The 24,216-nt window shown below is 74.8% G+C and carries 18 protein-coding genes; 7 read left to right on the top strand and 11 right to left on the bottom strand.

Annotation, left to right across the window (positions count from 1 at the left end; translation table 11 throughout):
* Nucleotides 1–157: 157 nt before the first annotated feature.
* Nucleotides 158–1,006, top strand: coding sequence for a universal stress protein (locus P2424_RS04400; protein ID WP_276474474.1), 849 nt, complete (start codon nucleotides 158–160; stop codon nucleotides 1,004–1,006).
* 182 nt (nucleotides 1,007–1,188) lie between these two features.
* Nucleotides 1,189–3,642: a glycosyl hydrolase family 65 protein gene (locus P2424_RS04405; protein WP_276474475.1), complete on the top strand. Its 2,454-nt coding sequence runs from the start codon at nucleotides 1,189–1,191 to the stop codon at nucleotides 3,640–3,642.
* A gap of 87 nt (nucleotides 3,643–3,729) precedes the next feature.
* Here P2424_RS04405 and P2424_RS04410 read toward each other — a convergent pair whose 3' ends face one another.
* From P2424_RS04410 to P2424_RS04420, 3 genes are all read right to left on the bottom strand, one after another.
* On the bottom strand, nucleotides 3,730–4,521 hold the full coding sequence (locus P2424_RS04410; RefSeq protein ID WP_276474476.1) for a class II aldolase/adducin family protein: 792 nt from the start codon (nucleotides 4,519–4,521) through the stop codon (nucleotides 3,730–3,732).
* Nucleotides 4,518–5,540, bottom strand: a complete 1,023-nt coding sequence (locus P2424_RS04415) for a C-terminal binding protein (RefSeq protein WP_276474477.1) — start codon at nucleotides 5,538–5,540, stop codon at nucleotides 4,518–4,520. The genes P2424_RS04410 and P2424_RS04415 overlap by 4 nt, the downstream gene beginning before the upstream one ends.
* Nucleotides 5,541–5,647: 107 nt before the next feature.
* A complete protein-coding gene (locus P2424_RS04420; protein WP_276478820.1) occupies nucleotides 5,648–7,150 on the bottom strand; it encodes a sodium:solute symporter in 1,503 nt (500 codons plus the stop codon).
* A 266-nt stretch (nucleotides 7,151–7,416) separates the two neighbouring features.
* On the opposite strand from P2424_RS04420, the gene P2424_RS04425 reads away from it, so the two are divergent.
* Nucleotides 7,417–9,015, top strand: a complete 1,599-nt coding sequence (locus P2424_RS04425) for a PucR family transcriptional regulator (protein WP_276474478.1) — start codon at nucleotides 7,417–7,419, stop codon at nucleotides 9,013–9,015.
* Nucleotides 9,016–9,020: 5 nt separating this feature from the next.
* Here the strand turns inward: P2424_RS04425 and P2424_RS04430 are convergent, their stop codons facing one another.
* On the bottom strand, nucleotides 9,021–9,938 hold the full coding sequence (locus P2424_RS04430; protein WP_276474479.1) for a L,D-transpeptidase family protein: 918 nt from the start codon (nucleotides 9,936–9,938) through the stop codon (nucleotides 9,021–9,023).
* A 181-nt stretch (nucleotides 9,939–10,119) separates the two neighbouring features.
* Nucleotides 10,120–12,180, bottom strand: coding sequence for a phospholipase C, phosphocholine-specific (locus tag P2424_RS04435; RefSeq protein WP_276474480.1), 2,061 nt, complete (start codon nucleotides 12,178–12,180; stop codon nucleotides 10,120–10,122).
* A gap of 402 nt (nucleotides 12,181–12,582) precedes the next feature.
* Between P2424_RS04435 and P2424_RS04440 the strand changes: the two genes are divergently transcribed.
* The 4 genes from P2424_RS04440 (at nucleotide 12,583) to P2424_RS04455 (ending at nucleotide 17,623) form a co-directional block, all read left to right on the top strand.
* Nucleotides 12,583–13,833 (top strand): aromatic acid exporter family protein, encoded by a 1,251-nt coding sequence (locus P2424_RS04440; protein WP_276474481.1) that lies wholly within the window; start codon nucleotides 12,583–12,585, stop codon nucleotides 13,831–13,833.
* A 237-nt stretch (nucleotides 13,834–14,070) separates the two neighbouring features.
* A complete protein-coding gene (locus tag P2424_RS04445) occupies nucleotides 14,071–15,324 on the top strand; it encodes a lycopene cyclase family protein (protein WP_276474482.1) in 1,254 nt (417 codons plus the stop codon).
* Nucleotides 15,321–16,064, top strand: a complete 744-nt coding sequence (locus tag P2424_RS04450) for a class I SAM-dependent methyltransferase (RefSeq protein WP_276474483.1) — start codon at nucleotides 15,321–15,323, stop codon at nucleotides 16,062–16,064. The genes P2424_RS04445 and P2424_RS04450 overlap by 4 nt, the downstream gene beginning before the upstream one ends.
* Nucleotides 16,061–17,623: an FAD-dependent oxidoreductase gene (locus P2424_RS04455; RefSeq protein ID WP_276474484.1), complete on the top strand. Its 1,563-nt coding sequence runs from the start codon at nucleotides 16,061–16,063 to the stop codon at nucleotides 17,621–17,623. The genes P2424_RS04450 and P2424_RS04455 overlap by 4 nt, the downstream gene beginning before the upstream one ends.
* 7 nt (nucleotides 17,624–17,630) lie before the next feature.
* Here P2424_RS04455 and P2424_RS04460 read toward each other — a convergent pair whose 3' ends face one another.
* The 6 genes from P2424_RS04460 to P2424_RS04485 form a co-directional block, all read right to left on the bottom strand.
* A complete protein-coding gene (locus tag P2424_RS04460; protein ID WP_276474485.1) occupies nucleotides 17,631–18,659 on the bottom strand; it encodes a DUF5914 domain-containing protein in 1,029 nt (342 codons plus the stop codon).
* Complete coding sequence (locus P2424_RS04465; RefSeq protein WP_276474486.1) at nucleotides 18,656–19,615, bottom strand: phytoene/squalene synthase family protein; 960 nt, start codon at nucleotides 19,613–19,615, stop codon at nucleotides 18,656–18,658. The genes P2424_RS04460 and P2424_RS04465 overlap by 4 nt, the downstream gene beginning before the upstream one ends.
* Nucleotides 19,612–21,171: a phytoene desaturase family protein gene (crtI, locus tag P2424_RS04470; RefSeq protein WP_276474487.1), complete on the bottom strand. Its 1,560-nt coding sequence runs from the start codon at nucleotides 21,169–21,171 to the stop codon at nucleotides 19,612–19,614. The genes P2424_RS04465 and crtI overlap by 4 nt, the downstream gene beginning before the upstream one ends.
* 352 nt (nucleotides 21,172–21,523) lie before the next feature.
* Nucleotides 21,524–22,126 (bottom strand): phospholipase A2, encoded by a 603-nt coding sequence (locus tag P2424_RS04475; RefSeq protein WP_276474488.1) that lies wholly within the window; start codon nucleotides 22,124–22,126, stop codon nucleotides 21,524–21,526.
* A 316-nt stretch (nucleotides 22,127–22,442) separates the two neighbouring features.
* On the bottom strand, nucleotides 22,443–22,682 hold the full coding sequence (locus P2424_RS04480; protein WP_276474489.1) for a hypothetical protein: 240 nt from the start codon (nucleotides 22,680–22,682) through the stop codon (nucleotides 22,443–22,445).
* Between the two features lie 278 nt (nucleotides 22,683–22,960).
* Nucleotides 22,961–23,947 carry an ATP-dependent DNA ligase gene (locus P2424_RS04485; RefSeq protein ID WP_346660064.1) on the bottom strand — a complete coding sequence of 329 codons (987 nt, stop codon included), beginning with the start codon at nucleotides 23,945–23,947 and terminating at the stop codon, nucleotides 22,961–22,963.
* Nucleotides 23,948–24,216 lie beyond the last annotated feature (269 nt).

Here is a 24,216-nt window from a genome sequence, read left to right on the forward strand (position 1 = left end):
CGCGCCCGGATCCGGTGGCCCGCGCCTGCCGGAGGCAGCATCCCCGCGTCTCCCCGCGTGCCGTCCGCGCGGGGCGGGGCGAGGATGGCGGGGCGGAGGGGAATCGACCGTCCGGGGGTCTCGGACGGCAGCGGACCGACGCGGCGGGAGGCCCCGCATGAACGAGGTCGTGGTCGGGGTGGACGGCTCGGAGGAGAGCACACGGGCCGCCCGGTGGGCGGGGCGGGAGGCCGAGGCGCGCGGGGCCGTGCTGCGCATCGTGACGGCTGCCGGGCCCTGGGCGACGCCGGCGCCCGAAGGCGGCCCGGCGGCGGGTCCGTCGTGGCCGCGGGAGAACACCCGCGCGGCGGCGCAGGCGGCGCAGGACGCGGCCGCCGGGCTCACCGTACGGGAAGAGGTGGTCGGTGAGCGGCCGGTGAAGGCGCTGCTGACCGCCGCGCGGGAAGCGGACATGCTGGTGCTCGGCTCCCGGGCACTCGGGCCCGTGACCGGGTTCGTCCTGGGGTCGGTCGGACTGTCGGTGGTGGCCCACGCGACGCTGCCGGTGGTGGCGGTCCGGGACGGCGAGGCGGGCGCCTCGGCCCCGGTGCTGGTCGGGGTGGATGTCACGCACGACTGCGACCCGGTGCTCGGCTTCGCCTACGAGACGGCCCGGCAGCACGGTGTGGGGGTCCGGGTGCTGCACGCCTGGAGCGTCCAGCACCAGTACGCCTATCCCTCGGCGTTGCCGGACCCGACGGCTGTCGACCGGGCCGAAGCCGCGGCGGGGCGCGCGGTGGAGGAGGTGCTGGAGCCGTGGCGGCAGCGGTGCCCGGACGTCGAGACGCGCACCATCCTGGCCCTCGGCGCTGCCGCGCCGTTCCTCCTGGACGAGAGCAGCAGCGCCGCGCTCCTGGTGACGGGACGCCGGACCCGGGGGCACCCGTTCCCCACCCGGATCGGGCCCGTCACGCACGCGGCGCTGCACCACGCGGCCTGCCCCGTGGCAGTCGTCCCGCACCGCTGATCCGCATCCGCTCCCGCGCTCCCGCGCGGGCGTGTGGTCCGGCCCGCCGGGGTCCCGGTGCGCGTCACCGCGGGCGCCGGCACGGTGGCCGCCTCCCGGCCGCTCTGTTTACCTGGAACCGGGCCGGGTCGCCGGGCCGGGCCGGTGGCGGGATCCCGCGGTACTGCACGGAGGCTGGGACCATGCCGGGGAACGAACCTCCGCACGACGAGTGGACCTGGAGCTACGAGGGGTACTCGCCGGAGCAGGAACGGCTCAGGGAGGCCCTGTGCACCCTGGGCAACGGCTACTTCGCCACCCGGGGCGCCGCGCCCGAGGCCGAGGCCGACGCGCACCACTACCCGGGGACGTACGCCGCCGGCTGCTACGACCGGCTCACCTCGCGCGTCTCGGGCCGGCAGGTCGAGAACGTCGAGAACGTCGAGAACGAGGACATGGTCAACCTGCCCAACTGGCTGCCGCTCCGCTTCCGCGCCCGCCCGGACGGCGACGGGACCGAGCCGCCCTGGTGGGCGCCGGACCGGCCCGGGCTCCTGGAGCACCGGCAACTCCTCGACCTGCGGGGCGGAGTCCTCTCCCGGCAGGTGCGGTACCAGGATCCGGCTTCCGGGCACCGGCTGCGGGTGGAGCAGGAGCGCATCGTCCACATGGGGGAACCGCACCGGGCCGCGCTGCGGACGACGTTCACCGCGGAGAACTGGTCCGGGGAGCTGGAGGTGGAGGCCGGGCTGGACGCGACGGTGACCAACAGCGGCGTCGAGCGGTACCGGAACCTCTCCGGTGCGCATCTGACCGCGGCGGAGGCGGGTTCCGCCGGGGAGCACACCGTCTGGGTGCACTGCCGCACCCGTACCTCCCACCACACGATCGCGGTCGCCGCGCGCCTGGGGTGCTCGGCCGGCGACGGCCGCATCGGGGTGACCGCGCTGGAGGACGGCCGCGCCCGGCAGCGGCTCGTCCTGACTCTGCGTCCGGGCGAGAGCGTGCACGTCGACAAGACCGCGGCCCTCTACCGCAGCGGGGACCGGGGGATCAGCGCCCCCCCTACCGCGGCGCTCGAGGCGGTCGCGTGCGCCCCCGCGTTCCCGCGACTGCTGGAGTCGCACCGGCTCGCCTGGCGGCACCTGTGGGAGCGGGCGCATCTGGAGGTGCCCGGGGAGACAGGGCGCATCCTGCGGCTGCACCACTTCCACGTGCTGCAGACCCTCTCCCCGCACACCGCCCAGCTGGATGTGGGGGTGCCCGCCCGCGGACTGCACGGTGAGGCGTATCGCGGGCACGTCTTCTGGGACGAGCTCTTCGTGCTCCCCTACCTGAACCTGCACTTCCCCGAGGTCTCCCGCGCCCTGCTCGCCTACCGGCACCGCCGGCTGCCCGCGGCCTGCCGGAACGCCGGGGCGGCCGGGTACGCGGGGGCGATGTATCCGTGGCAGAGCGGCAGCGACGGACGCGAGGAGGCCCAGACCCTGCACCTCAACCCGGAGTCCCGGCGCTGGCTGCCGGACCACTCCAGGCTGCAGCGTCACGTGGGAGCGGCCGTCGCCTACAACGTCTGGCGTTACGCGGAGGCCACCGGGGACCGGGAGTTCCTGCACACGCAGGGCGCCGAGATCCTGCTGCAGATCGCGCGCTTCTGGTGCAGCGCCGCCGGGTACGAGGCGGCCGACGGGCGCTACCACATCCGGGGCGTACTGGGCCCGGACGAGTACCACGACGCGTATCCCGGCAGCGAACGGCCGGGGATCGACGACAACGCCTACACCAACGCGGCCGCCTCCTGGGTGCTCACCCGGGCGCTGGAACTCGTCCGCGGTCTCCCCCACCCGCGGCGGGACCACCTGCTGGCCGAACTGGGGCTCACCGCGGCGGAGCTGGACCGCTGGGAGGAGGTCTCGCGGCGGCTGTGCATCCCCTTCCACGGCGGGGTGATCGACCAGTTCGACGGCTACCACGCGTTGGCGGAGCTCGACTGGCAGCGCTACCGCGACCGGTACGGCGACATCCGGCGGCTCGACCGCATCCTGGAGGCGGAGGGGGACTCCGTCAACCGCTACCAGGCGTCCAAGCAGGCCGACGTCCTCATGCTGGGCTATCTCTTCCCGCCGCGGGAACTGGCCGCCCTCTTCCGGCACCTGGGGTACCGCGTCGACGAGGAGACCTGGGACCGCAGCGTCGACCACTACCTCTCCCGTACCAGTCACGGCTCCACGCTCAGCGGACTGGTCCACGGCTGGCTGCTGTCCAGGGAGCAGCGGCCCGAGGCGTGGCGCTATATGCAGGAGGCGCTGCAGGGTGATGTGTGCGACCTGCAGGGCGGTACCACCCCGGAGGGCGTCCACCTGGGCGCCATGGCCGGCACCCTCGACCTGGTCCAGCGGGGCCTGACCGGGCTGGAGGCACGGAACGGCACGCTCCACCTGGCGCCTGCCTCCGTCCCCGAACTGTGCAGCTACGGCTTCACCATCCGCTTCGGCGAGCACTGGGGCGTACGCATCCGGCTGCGGAAGGACTTCCTGGAGGTGAGCCTCCCGTCGGCGGAGCGGTCTGCGCTGCGGGTCGCCCTCGGCGGGCACACCGTCCTCGTCGCCCCCGGCGAGAGCCGCACCATCAGCCTGACGGAGCCACCACGCCCTTGAGCAGCGTGCGGCCGAGGGGCGCCGGGCCCCGCCGGGCGTACCGTTCGGGGCCGGTGGATGCGGGGCGCCGGGGCCGGGTCGCGGGTGTCAGTCCCGGTAGTCGGGGGCGATGCGCTCGACCAGCCGGAGCAGCGCGGACCAGGCGAGGGCGTAGCCCTGCTCGTCCTGGAGGTCGGACTCGTCGTCCTCGCCGGAGAGCTGGCGCGCGGTGCGTTCGCAGACATCGGAGGGCGGCAGGGTGAGCCGGGCTCCGCCGGACCGGGCCGAGAGCTGGATCTCGCACGCCTTGTCCAGGTAGTACATGCGCAGAAACGCCTGGGCGGGGGTTTCGCCGACGGTGAGCAGGCCGTGGTTGCGCAGGATCATGGCCGGGTGGCCGCCGAGGTCGGCGACCAGGCGCTGCTGCTCGGCGAGGTTGAGGGCGACGCCTTCGTAGTCGTGGTAGCCGATCCGGCCGTGGAACTCCATGGAGATCTGGTTCACCGGCAGCAGGCCCTGTTCCTGGGCGGCGACGGCGCATCCTGCCCTGGTGTGGGTGTGCAGCACGCAGTGCGCGTCCGGGCGGGCGGCGTGCACGGCGCTGTGGATGACGAATCCGGCCGGGTTGACCGGGTGGGGGGACTCCTCGACGGCACGGCCGGACAGGTCGATCTTGACGAGGTTCGAGGCGGTGATCTCCTCGAAGAGCAGGCCGTAGGGGTTGATCAGGAAGTGCTGTTCGGGTCCGGGGAGGCGCACCGATATGTGCGTGAAGATCAGGTCGGTCATCCGGAAGTGCGCCACCAGCCGGTAGACCGCGGCGAGTTCGCGGCGCAGCCGCAGCTCCTCCGCGGAGACGGTGCGGGCGGCCTGGTCGGGGCGGGTCGTCGGGGCGGTCACAGGGTGCCTCCTTCGGGGGCGGGATCGATAACGCGGGTGACAGGGGCGGCGGGCGTGGCGGGCGTGACGACGGGGGTGAGGGGCTGTCCCGTGCGGTGCCAGGCGACGACGTTCTCGGCCGGGCGCTCGACGTAGGTGCGGCGCGCGGCGTCGGAGAGGAAGGCCATGTGCGGGGAGAGCAGCAGCCGCGGATGGGTGCGCAGCGGGTCGTCCGGCGCGGGAGGTTCGGTGGGGAGGACGTCGAGGGCGGCCCCGGCGAGTCGTCCGCCGTCGAGCGCTGCCAGCACCGCGGTGTGGTCGAGCAGGCCGCCGCGTGCGACGTTGACCAGGAAGCTGCCCTCCGGCAGCCGGTCGAGCTCGGCGCTGCCGATGAGGCCACGGGTGGCGTCGGTGAGCGGGGCGTGCAGGGACAGCACGTCGCTGGCGGCCAGCAGGGTGGCCAGGTCGGTCCGCCGGAAGGCGGCGGGCCCGCGCGGGGGGCGGTCCAGCGGATCGTGGGCGAGGACGCGGCCGAAGAGCGGCGCGGCCAGTTCGGCGAGCCGGGTGGCGATGCGGCCGGTGCCCACCAGGCCGAGGGTCAGCTCGCCGGGCCGCCGGGGCAGCCGCGGCAGGTCGCCGGTCCAGCCGCCGCGCCGCACCGTCGCGTCGGCCTGCGGAAGCTCCCGGATCAGCGACAGGGCGGCGGCGAGCGCGTGGACGGCGACCTCCTCGGTGGCCGCGCCGGGGAGGTTGCACACCCACACGCCGCGGGCGCGGGCCGCCTCGGTGTCGACCATGTCGTAGCCGGCCGAGCAGGTGGCCACGATGCGCAGCGCCGGGAGCCGGTCGAGGAGGTGGGCGTCGATGCGGGCGTATCCGACGAGCAGGGCGACCGCGTCCGCCGCCGCCCGGGCGATGGCGTCCGGGGCCGGGCTGTCGGCGATCCGCACCTCGAAGCCCGCCTCGGTCAGCTTCGCCACCCCGGGGGCCGGGTCCAGATCGTCGGGGTCGGTGAAGACGGCGAGCGGCGGGCCGGTCATGTCGTGCTCCTGGTCGGTGTGTCGGTCGGGTGCGGTCGATAGGCGACGGCGGTCGGTCCGTCGCGAGCGGTCGAGGCCGGTCGCCGGCTCGGGCCGGCGGCGCGGCCTCAGACGCCGGCGGCCGCCGGGCTGCCGGCCGCGGGGCGCTCCGCGGTCGCCGGGCGGTCCGGGTGCTCGCCCGCCAGGCGCCGGCGCCACGCGTCGACGACGGCTTCCTCGGTCGGCCTGGTGGCGAGGCTGACGACCACGTAGGCGACCAGGCCGGCGAGCAGGCCGTAGTAGATCGGCTCGTTGGCGAGAAGCCCGTCGGACACCATAAAGGCGATCACCGTGCCGCCGCCCGCGACCATCGAGGCGAGGGCGCCCTGGAGGTTGCCGCGCCGCCAGACCAGGCCGCCGAGCACGGGTATCAGCAGACCACCGACGAGCAGGTCGTAGGCCACGGTGAGGGCCGCGATGACGTCGCCGAGGAGGCAGGCGAGGGCCATGGACACCACGCCGAGGACGGCGACGGCGACCCGGTCGGCGGCGACGCCGCCGGACTCCTCGCCCGGTGCGGGGTCGCCGCTCCGGGGGCGGACCAGACGGCGCAGCCGGACCCAGACGTCGTGGTGCGCGACCGTGGCGGAGGCGATCAGCGCACCGCTGGCCGTGGACATCATCGCGGAGAGGGCGGCGGCCAGGACCAGTCCCTTGACCCCGGCGGGCAGGGCGTGCTGGACGATGGCGGCGAACGCCTGGTCGGCATCGGCGAGCCGCGGGTGGAGCGTCTTGGTGGCCATGCCGATGACGGCGCCGGCCACGGCGTAGACCAGGCAGTAGGCGCCCGCTGCGGTGCCTCCCCAGGCGGCGACCCGGTCGCTGCGCGCGGTGAAGACCCGCTGCCAGATGTCCTGACCGATGAGCATGCCGAAGCTGTAGATCAGCACGTAGGTGAGGATGGTCTGGCCGCCGATGGAGGCCGGGGAGAGGTAGCCGTGCGGCAGCCGGTCGGCCATGGCGGCGAAGCCGCCGGCCTTGACGACGGCGATGGGCAGCAGCAGGAGGAGCACACCCACGCTCTGGACGACGAACTGCACCATGTCGGTGAGCGTGATGGACCACATACCGCCGAGGACGGAGTAGCCGACGACGATCGTGCCGCCGATGACGATCGCGGCCCACCGCGGTACGTCGAACAGCACGTCGAAGACGCTGGCGTAGGCGATGGTCGAGGTCACGACCAGCATGAGCGTGTACATCCACATCACCACGCCGGAGATGACGCTGGCGGCGTCCCCGTACCGCAGCGAGAGCATCTCGGCGACGGTGTACACGCGCAGTCGGGCGATCCGGGCGGAGAAGAAGATGCTCAGCGCCAGCAGCCCCAGCCCGATGGCCAGCACCATGGCGGCGCCGGAGATGCCGTAGCTGTAGCCCAGGGCCACCCCGCCGACGGTCGAGGCGCCGCCGAGCACGATGGCGGCCATCGTGCCCGTGTACATCAGCGGCCCGAGCCGCCGCCCGGCCACCAGGAACTCGCTTCTGGACGCTGCGCGCCTCCTGCCCCACCAGCCGGCGCCGACCAGGCCCAGCAGGTATGCGGTCATGACGAGGTAGTCGACGGCCATCAGGTCCTCCGATTCGCTGCGGCGCACGCCGGGGAGCGGCGCCGAGTGGCTGCTGTGCGGGGGGCAGCGGCTGCGCGCCGGGCCGGGAGCGGGCGGACACGGCAGTGCTGACGGGGGGGATGCCGGGGCGGGGGTGATGCCCTGCTGGTGGGAGAACCTATCGGCGGTCCGCACGGCGCTGAAGTGTAGGATCTGTCCAAGATGAGCTCGCCCATTGGAGGAATCCCGCACTTCCGGGCGCCGCGGGGCTGGGAGGAGCACTGCTCATGGCCGGGACCGAGCAGTTCGCCGTTCCCCTCAGCACGCTGCTCGGCGACCCCGCGCTGGGCCTGACCCGGATCGCCGGTCCGGCCGAGGACCGCCTCATCAGCACGGTCGGCACCACCGAGGTCGAGGACCCGGTACCCTACCTCGTCGGCGGTGAGCTCCTCCTCACCGCCGGGGTGCGGCTGCCGTCCGGGCCGGACGGCATCGAGGAGTACGTGTCCCGCGTCGCCGCCGCCGGAGTCGCCGCGCTGGGCTTCGGTGTGGCGCCGGTCCACCAGGAGGTTCCCGCCGAGCTCGCCGCCGCCTGCGACCGCCACGGGCTGCCGTTGCTGCGGCTGCCGCCCCGCACCCCCTTCGTGGCCGTCGGCCAGGCTGTGTACGACGCCATCGCCGAGGTACGCAACAGCACGCTGCGGCGGATCTCCACGGCGCAGTCCACGCTCGCTTCGGCCGCCGCCCGCCCGGACGCGCTCCGCGCCGTACTCCAGCAGCTCAGCGCGCACACCGAGGCCGCCTCGGTACTCTTCGACGCCCAGGGAAACGAGTTGTTCGCCGCGGGCCGCCGCCCGCCCGACCCCGGCCCGCGGCTGCTGCGCGAGCTCGCCGTGCGCACTCTCGCCCGCTCCAAGGGCACTTCGGCGCAGGGCAGACCGGCGCCCCCCGCCGCCGCGGCCCACCACCACGCCGGTGTCCACCTCACCGTGCACACCCTGCCCGGCGCCGACGGCGCCGCCCCGCTGGCTCTCGGCCAGGCCGCCGACGCGGCCCCCACGCCGGTCCACCGCCAGGTGACCGGCACGGCGACCGTACTGCTGTCCCTGCTCACCAGCCCCAGCCACGCCCTCGGCGCCGACACCCGTGGGGTCGGGGCCCTGGTGCGGCTCATGCTCGGGGCCGCACCGGCCGAGGTCGCGCACGCGCTGCTCCCCGACGACGGGCCGGGCGGAGCCGACCACTGGGTCGTGGTGCACGGCCGACGGCAGCGGTCCCGGCCCGGCGCCGAGGGCCGGGCGTCCACCGACCCGGCTCAACTCGCCGCACTGGGCACCGCGCTCGGCACTCCCTATCTGCACCTCGACCGGGCGCGGCTGCGGGCTCTGGTCCCGAGCGCGCCGGACGCCCCGCCGAGCCCGCCCGCGCGGGCCGCCGCCCTCGGGTGGACCCTCGGCTTCAGCTCACCGGTACCGGCGGCCGAGCTGCCCGGCGCCGACGCGCAGGCCGAGCGGGCGCTGGAGCGGGCCGTCGCCAGCGAGGCTTCCGCGGTGGTGCACAGCGCGGCGCACACCCTCCACTCGCTGGTGTCCGCGCACGAGGCGCGCGAGCACGCCCGGGCCCGGTTCGCGCCGCTCTCCCGGGCCCCGGCCCCCGGTGCCGCCGTCCTGCTGGGCACCCTGCGCACCTGGCTGGCCTTCCACGGCACCTGGGACCGCACTGCGGCCGAGCTGCGGGTGCACCGCAACACCGTGCGGCACCGCCTGGCGCGCGTCGCCGAACTCCTCGACGTCGACCTGCACGATCCCGAGGTCCGCATGGAGCTCTGGTTCGCCCTGCGCTGGCTGCCGGACGACCCGGCCGCGGGAACGCGGGGCTCCGGCTGACGGGCTCAGGACGGGGGCTTGCGCCCCCAGATGCGGACGGTGTCCCCGACCCGCATCCAGTTCCAGAGGCGCTCCGCGTCGTCGTGGCGGAGGTTGACGCAACCGTGCGAGCCGGGCGGGCTGTAGATGTTCTTGCGGGTGCCGTGCAGGGCCTGGCCACCGCTGAAGTACTGGCTGAACGGCATCGGCTGGTGGTAGAGGGTCGAGTAGTCGTCCCGCACCCGCCGCTGGATGGAGAACCGTCCGGTGCGCGTCTCGTACCCCGGCGCGCCGCTGCGCAGGGGCACCGCCCGGACGACGACCTTGCGGCCCTTGAGCAGCCACATCACCTGGTGGGTCAGATCGAGGCAGGCGACACGCCCGCGTTCGGCCGGGCAGTGCGCGTCCGCCAGCAGCTGCTCGGGGTGCCCGGCCGCCCAGCGTGCGTACAGGGCCCGGTAGGTGGCGGGCGAGGCGAGGCCGTCCGCGGGGAGCACGCCCTCCCGTTCCTGGAAGTCGCGGATGGCGGCGCAGTCCTGTGGCGATTGCGTACCGTCCACCGGGAGCCCCAGGTATCCCTCGACCTCGCGCTGCCGGGGGCCTGTTCCGGTGGTGCACTCGGGTTGCGGTTCGGGCTCCTGCGGTTCGGACTCCTGCCGTGCGGGGTCCTGCGGTTCGGGCTCCTGCGGTTCGGACTCCTGCCGTGCGGGGTCCTGCGGTTCGGACCCCTGCGGTTCGGATCCCTGCGGTGCGGATCCCTGCGGTGCGGGCTGCTGTTCGGCGGGACGGCCCGTTCCGGAGCGCGGGTGCCCGGCCGCGGTGCCGCCCAGGGGCGGGACGAGCGCCTGCGCGGGCACGGCTTCGGCGAGCCCGAGCAGCAACAGCAGCGCGAGGGCGGGAGTGTGTGCTTTTCGTACGGACCGCGGGAATGTGTTCGCTGGCATGCACGGGGCTGTGCCCTGCCGACCGGGCAGGCGCAGCACGGAATCCGCCGAATCACCTGACCGCCGCACTCCGGCTCCCGGCTGCCGGCCGGTGGCGCCCCAGCGGTGCGGTCCCGCTGCGGCCCGCGCTCCGGCCCGGGTCGGGTACCGGGCCGGGTGCGCGGACGGGGGAACGCGGCTGTCAGTCGGTCAGCGTGGCCGGGTCGCTGACGCCTGCCTCGCCGGTCTCGACGTGGCCGGCGAGGCGGCGCTGCCAGGCGGGGTCGGCCTCGCAGGTGACCGTGAGGTCGTACCAGCGCTTGCTCTGCCCCAGCGGCACCGTGCGTACGACCTTGCCGCCCGGGCGCACCGTGTGCGTCTGCTCGGCGCCGCCGTAGGCGTTGCTCACCGTCAGCGTGCGGTCGGCGTCCGCCGCGTTGGTGAGGGTCAGCTCGATGTCGCCGCTGTGGGCGAGGTGGCGCGCGGTCACCTCGCAGCCCGCCTGCCCGTTGGGGCCCTTGAAGGTGCGCAGGAAGCCGTTCGGGCCGTGCGCCGTCAGGTCGTAGCTGCCGCCGGAGTAGGCGCTGTTCCAGGTGTCGGACAGCTCCTTGCCCGCCTCGGTGCTGTAGGTCCAGGGGCCGTCGGTGCGGTTCGCTGAGGTGACGAGGAAGAAGGCGCCCGCCGACTCACCGCCGCTGAAGGTGAGGGTGAACCTGCCCTCCGAGGTCCGGGCCGCGCCGTCCACCAGCGGGGCGTACGGCAGCGGGCGCGTGTGCCGCGAACCGGACTCCTGGCGGGGCAGCACCGGCTTTGCCGGCGGCTTGGGCACATAGCTGTCGTGTCGTTCCCGGTCCGGGGGCTCGTAGGCGGCGGTGCTCGGCAGGTCCGCGGGGTCGGTGTCCTTGAGGGTGAAGTCGAACGCCGAGGTCAGGTCGCCGCACAGGGACCGGCGCCACGGTGAGATGTGCGGCTCGTGCACCCCGAAGCGGCGTTCCATGAAGCGGAGGATGGAGGTGTGGTCGAACAGTTCGGAGCACACGTAACCGCCGGTGCTCCAGGGCGAGACGACGAGCATCGGCACCCGCTGGCCGAAGCCGTAGGGCCCGGGTGCGTATCCGGAGAGCCCGCCGGTGTACTGGTCGAGGGTGGTGTCCGCGGTGGCACGGCCCTGGGCTGCGGAGGCCGGCGGGTAGGGCGGTACGACGTGGTCGAAGTAGCCGTCGTTCTCGTCATAGGTGATGAACAGCGCCGTCTTCGCCCAGACCTCCGGGGTGGCGGTCAGCGCGTCCAGCACCTGGGAGATGTACCAGGCCCCGTAGTTGGCGGGGAAGTTCGGGTGCTCGGTGAACGCCTCGGGTGCGGCGATCCAGGAGATCTTCGGGAGCCTGTCAGCCTGGACGTCGGCCTTGAGGTGGTCGAAGAAGCCGTCGCCCTGCTGGGCGTCGGTGCCGGTGCGGGCCTTGTCGTGGAGCGGGTCGCCGGGCCGGGCGTTGCGGTACGCGTCGAAGTAGAGCAGCGAGTTGTCACCGTAGTTGCCGCGGTAGGCGTCCTCGATCCAGCCCCAGTGGCCGTCCGCGTCGAGGCCGTCGCCGATGTCCTGGTAGATCTTCCAGGAGACACCGGCCTCCTCCAGGCGTTCGGGGTAGGTGGTCCAGCCGTAGCCGGCCTCCTCGTTGCCCAGGACGGGGCCGCCTCCCTTGCCGTCGTTTCCGGCGTACCCGCTCCACATGTAGTAGCGGTTGGGGTCGGTGGCGCCGATCATCGAGCAGTGGTAGGCGTCGCAGACGGTGAAGGCGTCGGCGAGCGCGTAGTGGAAGGGGATGTCCTTCCGGGTCAGGTACGCCATGGTGCCGGTGCCCTTGGCGGGGATCCACTGGTCGTACCGGCCGTCGTTCCACGCCTGGTGGCCGCCGGCCCAGTCGTGGTTGAGGCCCGCGATGAACTGCATGCCCAGGTTCTCGGCGTCGGGGTGGTAGGGCAGTACGTCCTTGTGTCCGTCGGACTGCTGCCAGACGGTCCGCTTCCCGGTAGGTGCCGCCGGACGCGGGTCGCCGAAGCCGCGTACTCCGCTGAGGGTGCCGAAGTAGTGGTCGAAGGAGCGGTTCTCCTGCATCAGCACGACGATGTGCTCGACGTCGTCGATCGTGCCGGAACGGCGGGCCGCGGGGATGGCGGCGGCCCGCTCGATGCTGCCGGAGAGGGCCGAGAAGCCCGCGGTCGCGCCGGCTATCTGGAGGAACCGGCGCCGGTTGAGTTCTGGCATGGGTCTGCTGACCTCACAGGGCGAATCGGAATCGTCGGACCGGCAGAGTCTGTCAACAACAGCGACGCCAGGGAAGGTCACCTGTATGAACAAGTTGGCAACATCTGGAGATGAGGTGCGCAATGCCACCCTCTACCACCAGCAAAGACATGGAATGACGGCGGGTCGACAACCACTGGGCTGCGTTCCCTTACCGTCGGAAGCCGCTCTCGTGACCACCGCCACACACCAGCGGCCGAAATACGGGGCACCCCGACACCCGCACGAACGGGCGGACCTGATGCCCGTGCGGGACGCACCATGAGGCGGTGGGTGCGGGACGCACCACGGGGCGACGGATGCGGGACGCACGGCGAGGCCGTGGACGCGGAACGCGGGATGAAGAAGTGAAGGAGGACATTGATGGCCGAAGAGCGGGAGGAGTCCCCGGAGGGCGGCCGCCCGATGGCGGAGTCCAGCAGGCGCGCGCGGGCGAGGCAGTGGCTGGAGCGGGCGAAGGGGTCGGCCGGGTACGAGCGGCAGACCCTGGAACTCATCGGCAAGAGCGCGCTGGCGGCCACCGCGGCCTGGTACGTCGCACACAACGTGCTGGCCGCGCAGAGCCCCGCCTTCGCACCCTTCTCCGCGGTCCTCATCATGCAGGTGACCATCTATCAGTCGCTGGTGCAGGCCCTGCGGTACGTCGCCGCGGTCTCGGCCGGAGTGATGGTGCAGGCCGCGCTGGGCTATCTGGCAGGGCCCGACCTGCTGACCTTCGTACTGGTCGCGCTCATCGCGATGGCCATCGGCCGATGGCGGCGACTGGGATCCCAGGGCTCCCAGGTGGCGACGGCCGCGTTCTTCGCCTTCTCCACCTATGCCGCCGCCTCCGGAAACCTCGAACGCATCGAGGAACTGGGCCAGATCCTGCTGCTCGTCGGTATCGGCTGCGGGATCGGCGTGCTGATCAACGTCACCGTCGTACCGCCGATGCGCTACCGGAGCGCCGAGTACGGCATCCGCGTCCTCGCCCACTCGCTGTGCGACCTGATCAGCGACATCGCCCCCGCGCTGCGCGAAGGCGACCTGAACGACGAGCGCACCTCCCACTGGCGGCAGCGCGCCGCGACCCTGGGGTCGCAGGTGACACAGGCACGCTCGGCGCTGAACACCGCCGTGGAAAGTAAGTACTACAACCCCCGGCAACTGCTGCCCGGGCACCGCACGCAGCACGACTTCACCGGCTACCAGGAACTGGTCGACGCACTGGAGCGCGTCACCCACCAGCTCACCTCGCTGACCCGGGCCCTGCACCAGTGGCCCGAGGACGAGCACGGCGAGGACTGCCGCGCGTTCCTGACGGACTACGCGGGGCTGCTGGAGGCGCTCTCCCGGATCACCCGGCTGTTCAGCGAGATCGAAGAACAGCACCTGCCACGGCAGGCGAAGGGGCTGTGCCGCGCGGCGGAGGCGGCACAGGAGAAGCGGACGGCCCTGGTCGAGAGCGTCCGGGAGACCTCGCTGCCGACCGACGACCCGTCCCGCCCCTACGGCATCCTCCTCGCGGAGGCGACCCGGCTGATGGAGGAGGCCCAGCACTCCTGCGACATACTCCAGCACACCGTCGACGAGGCGGCGCAGACCGGCGAACTCCAGGAGCGGACGGAGGGGTGAGAGCGCACCGCCCCGCGCCCCTCTCCCGGCGCCGGCCGGCGCCGCGGCGGCCACGTCGCGCGTGCCCCCGGCGGCCGCGCCCCGGAGGGGGTGGGGACCGACGTCGGAACAGTGCCCGGGACTGCATCCGGGTGGTGACCCCCCGGCTCCGCCGTCGCGGCGTCCCGGCCCGGCGTTGCCGGACCCGCAGACTGAGCGCGACCGAACGGGCATGAAGCGGACGGACGACGGAACCTGGTGGAGTACGAGACGGATGTCGCCATCGTCGGGGCGGGCGCCGCGGGACTGTCGCTGGCCTGGCGGCTGGCCGCCCTCCCGGCAGCGGGCGGCGGCCCCCGCGTCGTCCTCCTGGACGCGCCCCCCGGCCCCGTCCGGCCCCCCGAACGCACCTGGTGCTACTGGGAGGGCCCGGTGGGCGAGTACGACGGGGCGCTGGCGGCCCGCTGGGACCGGCTGCGGGTGCACGGCCCGGACGGCGAGGTGGTGGCGGGCAGCACCGCGCCGCTCTGTTACAAGATGCTGCGCTCGGGCTCCTTCGAGGAGTTCGTCCGCGGCAGGCTGGACTCCGCAGCGGGTGTGCGCCGGGCGGAGGCACTGGTGCACGACGTGGTGGACGTGCCCGGGGGCGCCGAGGTGCGCGGAGTCGCGGCGGACGGCGGCGCGCTCACCGTCCGGGCCCGCTGGGCCTTCGACTCCCGGCCACCGCCGCGGCTGCCGCCCGCCCGGACGACACTGCTGCAGCACTTCCGCGGCTGGCTGGTGCGCACCCGGCGGCCGGTCTTCGACCCGGCGGCGGCCGAACTGATGGACTTCCGCACCCCGCAGCCGGACCGCGGCCTCGCGTTCGGCTACGTGCTGCCGGTCGGCCCACACCGGGCACTGGTGGAATACACCGAGTTCTCCCCCGCCGTGCTGGACGACGCCGGGTACGACCGGGCACTGCGCGACTACGCCGACCGGGTGCTGGGGCTGGGGGACTTCGAGGTGACCGGCACGGAGCAGGGCGTCATCCCCATGACCGACGGGCGGTTCGGGCGGCGGGCCGGCGCCTCGGTGTTCCGGATCGGCACCGCGGGCGGCGCGACCCGGCCCGCGACCGGCTACACCTTCGCGGCGGTGCAGCGCCAGACCCGGCGGATCGCCGCGGCGCTGCGTGCGGGCCGCACACCGCTGCCGCCGCGCGCCTACCCGCGCCGCGCACTCGCCATGGACGCGGTGCTGCTGCGGGCGCTGGAGCGCGGCAGGGTGGACGGCGCCGCCTTCTTCACCGGGCTGTTCCGGCACCTCCCCCCGGGCTGCCTGCTCCGCTTCCTGGACGGGGCGAGCGGACCCGCCCAGGCGCTCGCCGTCGGACTCCGCACTCCGGTGGGGCCGATGCTGCGTACCGCGGCGGAGCTGCCCCGCCTGCCCCGCACCGCCCCTCCGGCCCCCGGACTCCCGCCGGTCGCGCCCGTTCCGCCGCGAAGGCCACCCCTGCGAGGTACCCCATGACGCTGCTGCGCGCCGAGGCGCTGTCCACCGCGTTCGACCACGCTGCCGCCTCCTACGACCGACTGGTCGCGGCGAATCCGGGCTACCACACGCACCTGCGGCGCTCGGCCCGGCGGCTGGTGCCGGCGCACGAGGGGCGCGGCCTGCGCCTGCTCGACCTGGGGTGCGGCACCGGCGCGTCGACTGCGGCGCTGGTCCGGGCCGCGCCGCAGGCCCGGATCGTGGCGGTGGACGCCTCGGCGGGGATGCTGGCACGAGCGCGGGCCAAATCCTGGAGCGGCCGGGTCTCCTTCGTGCACGCCCCGGCCGAGCAGCTGGCCGGGGCCGGGGTGACGGGGCCGTTCGACGCGGTGTTCGCCGCCTACCTGTTCCGCAACGTCGGCGATCCGGACGCCCTGCTGCGTGCCGTGCACCGGCTGCTGGCTCCCGGCGGCCGGCTGGGGGTGCACGAGTACACGCTGAGCGGCCGTACGGCCCACCGCGCGGTATGGCGGCTGGTGTCCTGCGGGCTGGTGCGGCCCGCCGGAACGCTGTGCGGCGACCGCAGCCTGTACCGGCACCTGGCGGACTCGGTCGCCGCGTTCGACACGGCGGAACAGTTCGCCCGGCGGATGGCGCGGCAGGGTTTCACCGGCGTCCGGACGCTGCCGGTACCGGGCTGGCAGACCGGCATCGTGCACACCTTCCTCGCCTCGGCCGGACCGGTTCGGGCCGAAGCCCGCCGCGGGGCGGCGCGATGAGCCGCGCACGGCACGCGCACGACCGCAGGGCACTGGTGCTGCCGCCCGCGCCGGGGCGGCCCGCGTTCGACCGGGCCGGTCCGGGCGGCGGCGCCGGTCCGCGGGTCGCGGTGGTCGGTGGCGGGATCGCCGGACTCGCCGCCGCTGCCGGGCTGGCCGAACGGGGCGTAGGGGTCACGGTCTACGAGCGCGAGCCGCAGTTGGGCGGGCGGCTGGCCGGATGGCCGGTACGGCTGCGGGACGGTTCCCCCGCGACGATGAGCCGCGGCTTCCACGCCTTCTTCCGTCAGTACTACAACCTGCGCGGCCTGCTGCGGCGTGTCGACCCACTGCTGGCCGGGCTGCGCGGGCTGCCCGACTACCCGCTGCAGCACGGCGGCGGCGCACGCGACAGCTTCGCGCACGTGCCCCGCACCCCTCCGTGGAGCGCCCTGGGCTTCGCCGCGCTCAGCCCCACCTTCGGGCTGCGGGACCTGGCGGGCATGGCGCCACGGGCCGCGCTGCCGCTGCTGGACGTGCGGGTCCCGCAGGTCTACGAGCGGTGGGACGAGACCTCGGCGGAGGAGCTGCTGACGGCGATCCGGTTCCCCGAGGCGGCGCGCGACCTGGCCTTCGAAGTGTTCTCGCGGAGCTTCTTCGCCGACCCCGGCGAACTGTCGGCCGCGGAGATGGCGCTGATGTTCCACATCTACTTCCTCGGTTCGAGCGAGGGGCTGCTCTTCGACGTCCCCGCCGAGCCGTATCCGCGTGCGCTGTGGGAGCCGCTGGGCGACTACCTGGTCAAGCACGGGGTCCGGCTGCGCACCGGGGAGCCCGTGCTCGGGATCCGGCCGGAGGGCGGGACCCGGATCGTGTCCACAGCCGCCGGCGAAGAGCACTACGCGGCCGTCGTGCTGGCACTGGACACCGCCGGCCTGCGCGGCGTGGTCGGCGCCTCCCCGCAGGCAGCCGACGCGGCGTGGCGGGAGCGGGTGGCCCGGCTGCGCACCGCACCGCCGTTCCTGGTCTCCCGGCTGTGGCTGGACCGCCCGGTGGCCCGGCGGCGGCCCGGGTTTCTGGGGACGAGCGGCTACGGGCCGCTGGACAACGTGAGCGTACTGGAGCGCTGGGAGACGGAGGCGGCGCGCTGGGCGGCCCGCTCCGGCGGCTCGGTCGTCGAACTGCACGCCTACGCCGTGGACCCCGCGACAGCGCGGCAGCCGCGGGCGCGGGAGCGGATGCAGGACCGGCTGCGCGGCGAACTGGCCCGGGTCTACCCGGAGACGGCCGCGGCCCGGGTCCTGGACTCCTGCCACGAATGGCGCGCCGACTGCCCGCTCTTCCCGGTCGGCGGCTACCGCGACCGGCCGACGGTGCGCACGCCCGACCCCCGCCTGGTGGTGGCCGGGGACCTGGTGCGCACCGGGCTGCCGGTCGCCCTCATGGAGCGTGCGGCCACCAGCGGGCTCCTCGCCGCGAACGTGCTGCTGGCCCGCTGGCGGGTGCGGGGGCACCCGCTGGGTACGGTGCCGGACCGGGGCAGGTCGGCGCTGCTGCGGTCGCTGGCCCGGCTGGGATGAGCCGGCGTCAGCCGGGGAAGTGTCGGGTGCTGCGCAGTTGCCAGCGGCGCTCGGCGTAGGCGAGGTCGTCCCGCCACAGCCGGCCGGCACCGGCCCGCAGCAGCGCGCGGACCAGCGGCGCCCCGGCGCGCGCGAGGGCGAATCCGGGCCGCGGCGAGTGTGCCACGATCGCCTCGGTCACCAGAGTGCGGGGCTCGCCCGCGGTGTGGGCGGCCAGCGGGGTGGCGTGGGTCTCCACCACGGAACCGCGCCCCTCCCCGTCGGTGAGGTGCATGACGACCGTGCGCGGTTCGGGCGCGGTGAAGACGGCCCGTACCGGCACCACGACCCGGCCGGCGACCTTGAACGAGACGTCGACCTCGAAGCCGTCCGCAGCCCCGCCGGGCGCCGCCTCGTCCGCGACGGCCTCCGGGGCGCTCACCACCGTCAGGTCGACGAAGGAATAGGGGTGGTACCAGGCGCCGTGCCACGGGTCGAGGCGGTTGGCGACGACGTCGTCGGGGGCGCAGCGGCCGACGACGGTGTAGACGGCGTCCACCGAACGGGCGGGACGCGGCCGGGTCGGCACCACGGGCCGCTCGGTGGGCTCCTCACCGCCGGCGTCGTCGAGCCGGACCCAGGCCAGCACCCCGTCGTCGTAGGCCGGGTAGGGCGTCCAGCCCGCCGTCGGGCCCCCGTCGAAGGCCATCCCGTGCCAGTGGCAGACCAGCCGTCCGCACCGCACCCGGCTGTCCTTGAGCGGCGCGCCCAGATGCGGGCAGGCGCCCGCGCCCGCGCGGATCCGCCCCTGCGCGTCGTACCAGGCCACGACCTCCACGCCGGCGACGGTGCGGCCCAGTGGGCGTCCCCGGGTCATCTCCCGGGCCGCGCCGAGCACGTACCAGTTGCCGGAGGGCCGCTTCTGCGCGCGTCGCAGCGCGTCCTCGATGAGGCCGGGACGGGCGGCGCGCCAGGTGGGCCGCTGCCGTTCCCAGGGGACGACGCGGCGGCGCAGGGTGAGGGGGAGGCGGCCGCGCGGGGACGCACCCTCGGTCATGACAACTCCCTCTGTCGGGGCCGGTACGTACGTACGCGGGCGGCGGAGCTCCGGGCCAGTCCGTCGAGCGCCAGAGCCGCCCGGTGGCGGCGCGGGACGACGGCGCGGCGGTGCAGCACGTCGAAGCCGCTGTCGACGACGGCCTCCAGAATGGCGCTGTAGAGCACGAAGGCGGTGCGGATGCAGGGCCGGGCGCGCGGATCGAGCATGGCGAGTCCGGGCCGGGCCTCGCGGTAGACCTGCCGGGTGAGGTCGAGGGCCGCGCGCAGCGCCGCGGTGATGCGGGGGTCGCGCTGCCCGGTGGCCCTGCTCCAGCGCAGCAGTTCGCGGTCGACGCCGTGCGCCGCCAGCAGGTCCTCGGGCAGGTAGACGCGGCCGCGGTCGAGGTCCTCGCCGACGTCGCGCACGAAGTTGGTCAGCTGGAAAGCCACGCCCAGCGCCGCCGCGTGCGGCGCCGCCTCCGCCGGGGGGACGACGGTGCCGAGCACCGGGAGCATCTGCAGTCCGATGACGGCGGCGGATCCGTGCATGTAGTGGCGCAGGTCGGCGTAGGTCGGATAGCCCGTCACCACCAGGTCGCTGCGCATGGAGGCCATGAAGTCGGTGAAGTGGCCCGGGCTGATGCGGTAGGTGGCGGCGGTGTGCGCGAGGGCGCGGACGACCGGCCGGCTGCTCTCGCCCGTTCGCAGCGCGCCGGCCAGGTGGGCCTCCAGGGCGTCGAGGACCGCGGCGCGTTCGGCGGGGGTGGCGGCGCTGCCCTGGTCGTCCACGATGTCGTCGGCCCAGCGGGCGAAGCCGTAGAGCGCGTGCACAGCGGGGCGCCGCTCCGGGGGCAGCAGCCGGGTGGCGAGGAAGTAGGTCTTGCCGTGCCGGGCGTTGAGCCGGCGGGAGAGCCGGTAGGCCTCCCGCAGGTCCGGATCGCGGATGCCCGCTGCGTCGAGTTCACGTTCCGTCATGCGCGGGTGTCCTTAGCGGGGGTCCGTCGCGGGAGGGTGGGAGCGGGGCGGGGGCTGCGCGCCGGGCCCGGCGCCGGGCCGGTGAGGCGGGCGGCGGCAAGCTTTCCGGACAGCAGCACGGTCGGTACGCCGACTCCCGGAGTGGTGCCGCAGCCGGCCAGCACCGCGTTCCGGGTACCCCGCACGAGGTTGCGGGGCCGGAAGGGACCGGTCTGGGCTGCGGTGTGCGCGGCCGAGAACGGCGTACCGGCGGCGAGCCCCTGCGCGCTCCAGTCGGCGGGCGTGACCAGCAGCTCCTCCTGCACCGCTGCGGCGATTCCGGTCAGTCCGCGCCGTTCCAGGTGGTCCAGCAGCGTGTCGCGGTACCGGGGGGCGAGGTCACGCCACTGGCGGGCGTCGGGGCCGATGTCGGTGTTGGGGCAGGGCGCCAGCACGTAGTGCACCTGCCGGCCGGGCGGTGCCAGCCCCGGGTCCGTGGCGGTGGGCCGGGTGATCAGCAGCGAGGGGTCGGTCATCAGGCGGCCGTCCCGGGTGAGTTCGCGGAACGTGCGCCGCCACGCGCTGCCGAAGGAGAGCGTGTGGTGTCCCAGTCCGGGCCAGGTGCGGTCGGTGCCCACGTGCAGGACGACCGCGGACGGCGCGTGCCGCAGCCGCAGCGCACGGCGCGGCCGATGGCCGAGCAGCGCGTAGGACAGTGGCAGGTCGGGGGTGAGGACGACGGCGTCGCAGGAGAGGCGCTCGGTTGCGGTGACGACAGCGGTGACGCGTTCACCCGCACGCTCCAGCCGGGTGACCGGCTGCCCGTAGCGCAGCTCGGCCCCGGCGTCGCGGGCCGCGGCCGCCATGGCGAGGGGCAGCGCGTGCATACCGCCACGGGGGAACCAGACCCCCGCCACCGTGTCCATATAGGCGATCACGGCATACGCGGCCAGTGCCCGCTGGGGCGGCACGCCCGCGTACAGGGACTGGAAGGAGAAGACCCGGCGCAGCCGTTCGTCGGGCAGGAACCGGGCGATCCGCGCGTCCAGCCTGCCGAACCCGCCCAGTGCGGCGAGCCGGGCGAGGTCGGGGTGCAGGAGCCGGTGGGGTGAGTCGAAGTTGACGTCGATGAACCGCCGCATCTGCAGCCGGTAGAGCTCCCCCAGCCAGGCGCGCAGCCGCCGGTAGCCGTGCGCGGCGCCGGCGCCGGCGAAGCGCTCCACCTCGGCCTCCATCGCGTCGGCGTCACTGTGCACGTCCAACCGGCTGCCGTCGGCGAACCGCGCCCGGTAGGCGGGGTGCAGGGGCATCAGCTCCAGCCGGTCGCGGAGCGATTCGCCGACCGCGGCGAACGCCTCCTCGACCAGGTCGGGCATGGTCAGCACGGTGGGGCCGGTGTCGAACCGGTAGCCGGACCGCTCCACCCGGCCGGCCCGGCCGCCCGGCTGGAGGCCGCTCTCCACCACGGTCACCCGGCGCCCGGCACCGAGCAGATGGAGCGCCGCGGAGAGCCCCGCCAGCCCGGCGCCGACCACGACCACGTGGTCGGCGCGCCCCGGTGCGGCCGTGCGCGTCACCGGACGCCCGGGAAGCGGAGGGCGGCGCCCGCCGACCGCGGTGCGGCACCGGGGTGCACGAGGGGCTGAGGCCGGGTCACGGGGTCCTCCCTGGCTGTTCGTCGGCGGGCCCGGAAGCCGGCCGGGGCCCGGCGGAACACGGGTCCGCAGCACAGCGGCGCCCCGGGTACGCGACCGGTGCCGTCACCTCAGTCGAGCACGGCACCCGTGCGGCGCCCGTACGACCGCGCCGCGCCGCGCTCCGTCACCGGGCGGGATCACCCGGGCAGCGGCGGGCGGTGCTCCCGGTGGCGGTATCCGTGCCGCGCGCTGCGGAGCGGTCGCCGGCAGGCGCGACCGGTCCGGCCGTGTGCTAGAAGAAGGCTTTGTCGCCGCCGATCCGCACCCCGGTGTAGTAGGTGTCGGCCGCGCGGCGGCAGTTGCGGTGACGCCCCGCGGCCGAGTACCGGTCGTCGCAGATCCGCCGCATCTCGGTGCGGAACCGGCTGTCGATCCAGTTCTTCGTGGCGCGGGTGGGGTCCAGCCCGAGTTCGTGGTTGCCGCCGTAGTTGCGGTACCCGAAGTCGTGCTGGACGCAGGCGGGGCGGAAGACCTCGCTGTAGGGGAACAGGCCGGTCGGGACGGAGCAGCCGTCGGTGGTCCAGTTGAACGGGGGCGAGTGGCGGACCGCCGCGAACTCCCGGTAGGTGAGCTTCATCAGCCGGTCGGCCTCGGCCCGGATTGCGGGGTCGGCCGGGGCCTCGCGGACCGCCGGAGTGGCCCTACGGACCACGCGGGCGGGCGCGGCGAGGACTTCCGCCGGTGCCCCGGTCGGCAGCGGCCGGACCGCCGAGCCGCCGACGGCGGGCCGCGCGGGGGCGGCGGCCGCGGCGGTGCCCGGCGCGACGAGGGCACCCAGCAGCGCGGACGCTGTGAGCACTCCCGTCGGGACGGCGGACAGCATCCTTGCGCGCATCGTGACTCCCGGGCTCGGCTCTCGGCTCTCCGTCCTGGGAACGAGCCGATCGGCGGACCGTGCGGCTGCTTCCCTCCCGCGAGTGACTGCGCCCCGCCGTTCGCCTGCGGCAGGGCCGTCCGTCGCGCGGGCCGGTGGCGGAGACCGGTGAGGTGCGGCGGGATGCGGGCGGGAAGCATCACACGACCTGCGAGGGCACGCTCCCGAGCGCCCGGCGGGGTACTCGCGGGCCCGGACCGACGAGGTGCCGGGAGCGCGGTCCCGGCACGACCGAACCGCTCGCCCCTCGGGCGAGCGGTTCGGTGCGGGGCAGGCGTCAGAGGAGGCCGAGCAGTCCGAGCCCCAGGAGGCCCTCACGGTCGCCGAGCTTCACCAGCCGGGGCCCTCCCTGGTCGCGGGAGTCCTGGCGGTCGGCGCTCGAGGCCGGCGCTGCCGCGGTGGTTCCGCGGTTGTCGGCCGGGGCCGCCTGGGCCACTCCGCACAGCGGGACCAGGGCGGTCACGGTGAGCGCTGCGAGGGTGGTCGCGGTGCGGGGCAGGCGGGGAATGCGGTGCATGGGGACTCCTTCTGTTCGGCCGGACCGTATCCGGCGCATCGGGGGCGCGGGCGGTCGTCGGGGGGCGGTCTCTTCGGCGGCCGAGGCCAGAGGCGCCGGGTCGCACTCGCGAGGACGGCCTGGCAGCGGTCGCTGACTCCCACGCTGCACCGGGCAGACGCACCGTGCGCGCGGTGTTGAGCCGGACAGGGCACGAGACGGCCTCTGCGGGTCACTCCCCCGCCGCGGACGCATCGGATTGCGGGCGGCCCTCCGGAGCGCGGGCGGTGCCCGGCGGTTCAGTCGGCGGGGCCGGAGGGGAAGCGCGGGATCTCTCCGGGCGCGGCGTCGCGGAGCAGCCGGCGGACCCGTACCGGGTGGCGCCAGCGGCCCTCGTCGAAGGCGACGTCCGCCTCGAACTCGACGACCAGTTCGGGGGCGACGCAGCGGTGCGCGAGGATGTCCCGGGTGCCCCAGCCGGACCGGAACCGGGCGTGCTCCCAGGGGTGGCCGGGGGCCGCGGGGGCGAGCAGCGGGCCGATCTCGCGGCGCAGCGCGGAGGTGACCGGGGTGCTCTGCGCCACCATCCGCAGCACCCCGTCCGGGTCGTTGCGGCCCAGCAGCAGCATGTCCGGCGCGGTCTCGGGGCCGGTGACCGCGCCGATCACGGCCTCGGTGGTGGCGCGTGCCCGCAGCTTGCGCCAGCCGCGCTCGCCGGGGCGGTAGGGCTGTCCCAGCCCCTTGACGACCATGCCCTCGACGCCGACCGCGCCCCAGGCCGGGTCGAGCCACTCGCGGGCCCGGTCCGGGTCGGTGGTCATCGGGCACAGCGCCCAGGGCGGCTGCAGGTCGAGGCGGGTGAAGATCTCCTCCAGCAGGGCGCGGCGCTCCCGGTAGGGGCGGCCCATGGTCACCTCGTCGCCGAGCTGCAGCAGGTCGAAGGCGATGAAGTGGGCCGGGTGCGCGGCGGCCGCGGCCTCGGCACGGGGCCCGGTACGCCGGGCCCGGGACTGGAGCACGCCGAAGTCGACCGCGCCGTCCTCGATCACCACCAGTTCCCCGTCCATGACCGCCTCCTCGCCGAGGTCGGCGGCGGCCCGCAGGATGTCCGGGAACCCGGCACCGAGGTCGTTGCCGCGGCGGGACTGGAGGCGGGGCGTCTCGGCTCGGGCGAACAGCAGCACCCGGTAGCCGTCCCACTTGGCCTCGTAGGCGAGGCCCCCGGCGCGGGGCACCGCCTCCACCGTGCGGGCCGTCATCGGGGCCAGGGGCGGGACGAGGCGCATGTCACCGGGTGAGCGGCGGGCGGGGCTCGGGGTTGTCGGCCATGAGCCACGTATATCCCGGGCGCCCGGGCGCCGCGACCGCGCGGGCCGGGCGGGCGGGCGGGCGGCCTCCAGGATTCCCGGCGGCCCTGCGGGGAGCGGCACGGATCGCCGGAGGGGTGTGAAGGCGAGCTGCGGGTGCGGTTAAGAAATCCTCGATGGACCCCGGGGCCGCTGTACGGCACATTCGTCCCGGCGGTGCGTGCAGCGGCACCGCTTTCCACCCCCAC

It is taken from the genome of Streptomyces sp. WMMB303 (assembly GCF_029351045.1).
Lineage (GTDB): Bacteria > Actinomycetota > Actinomycetes > Streptomycetales > Streptomycetaceae > Streptomyces.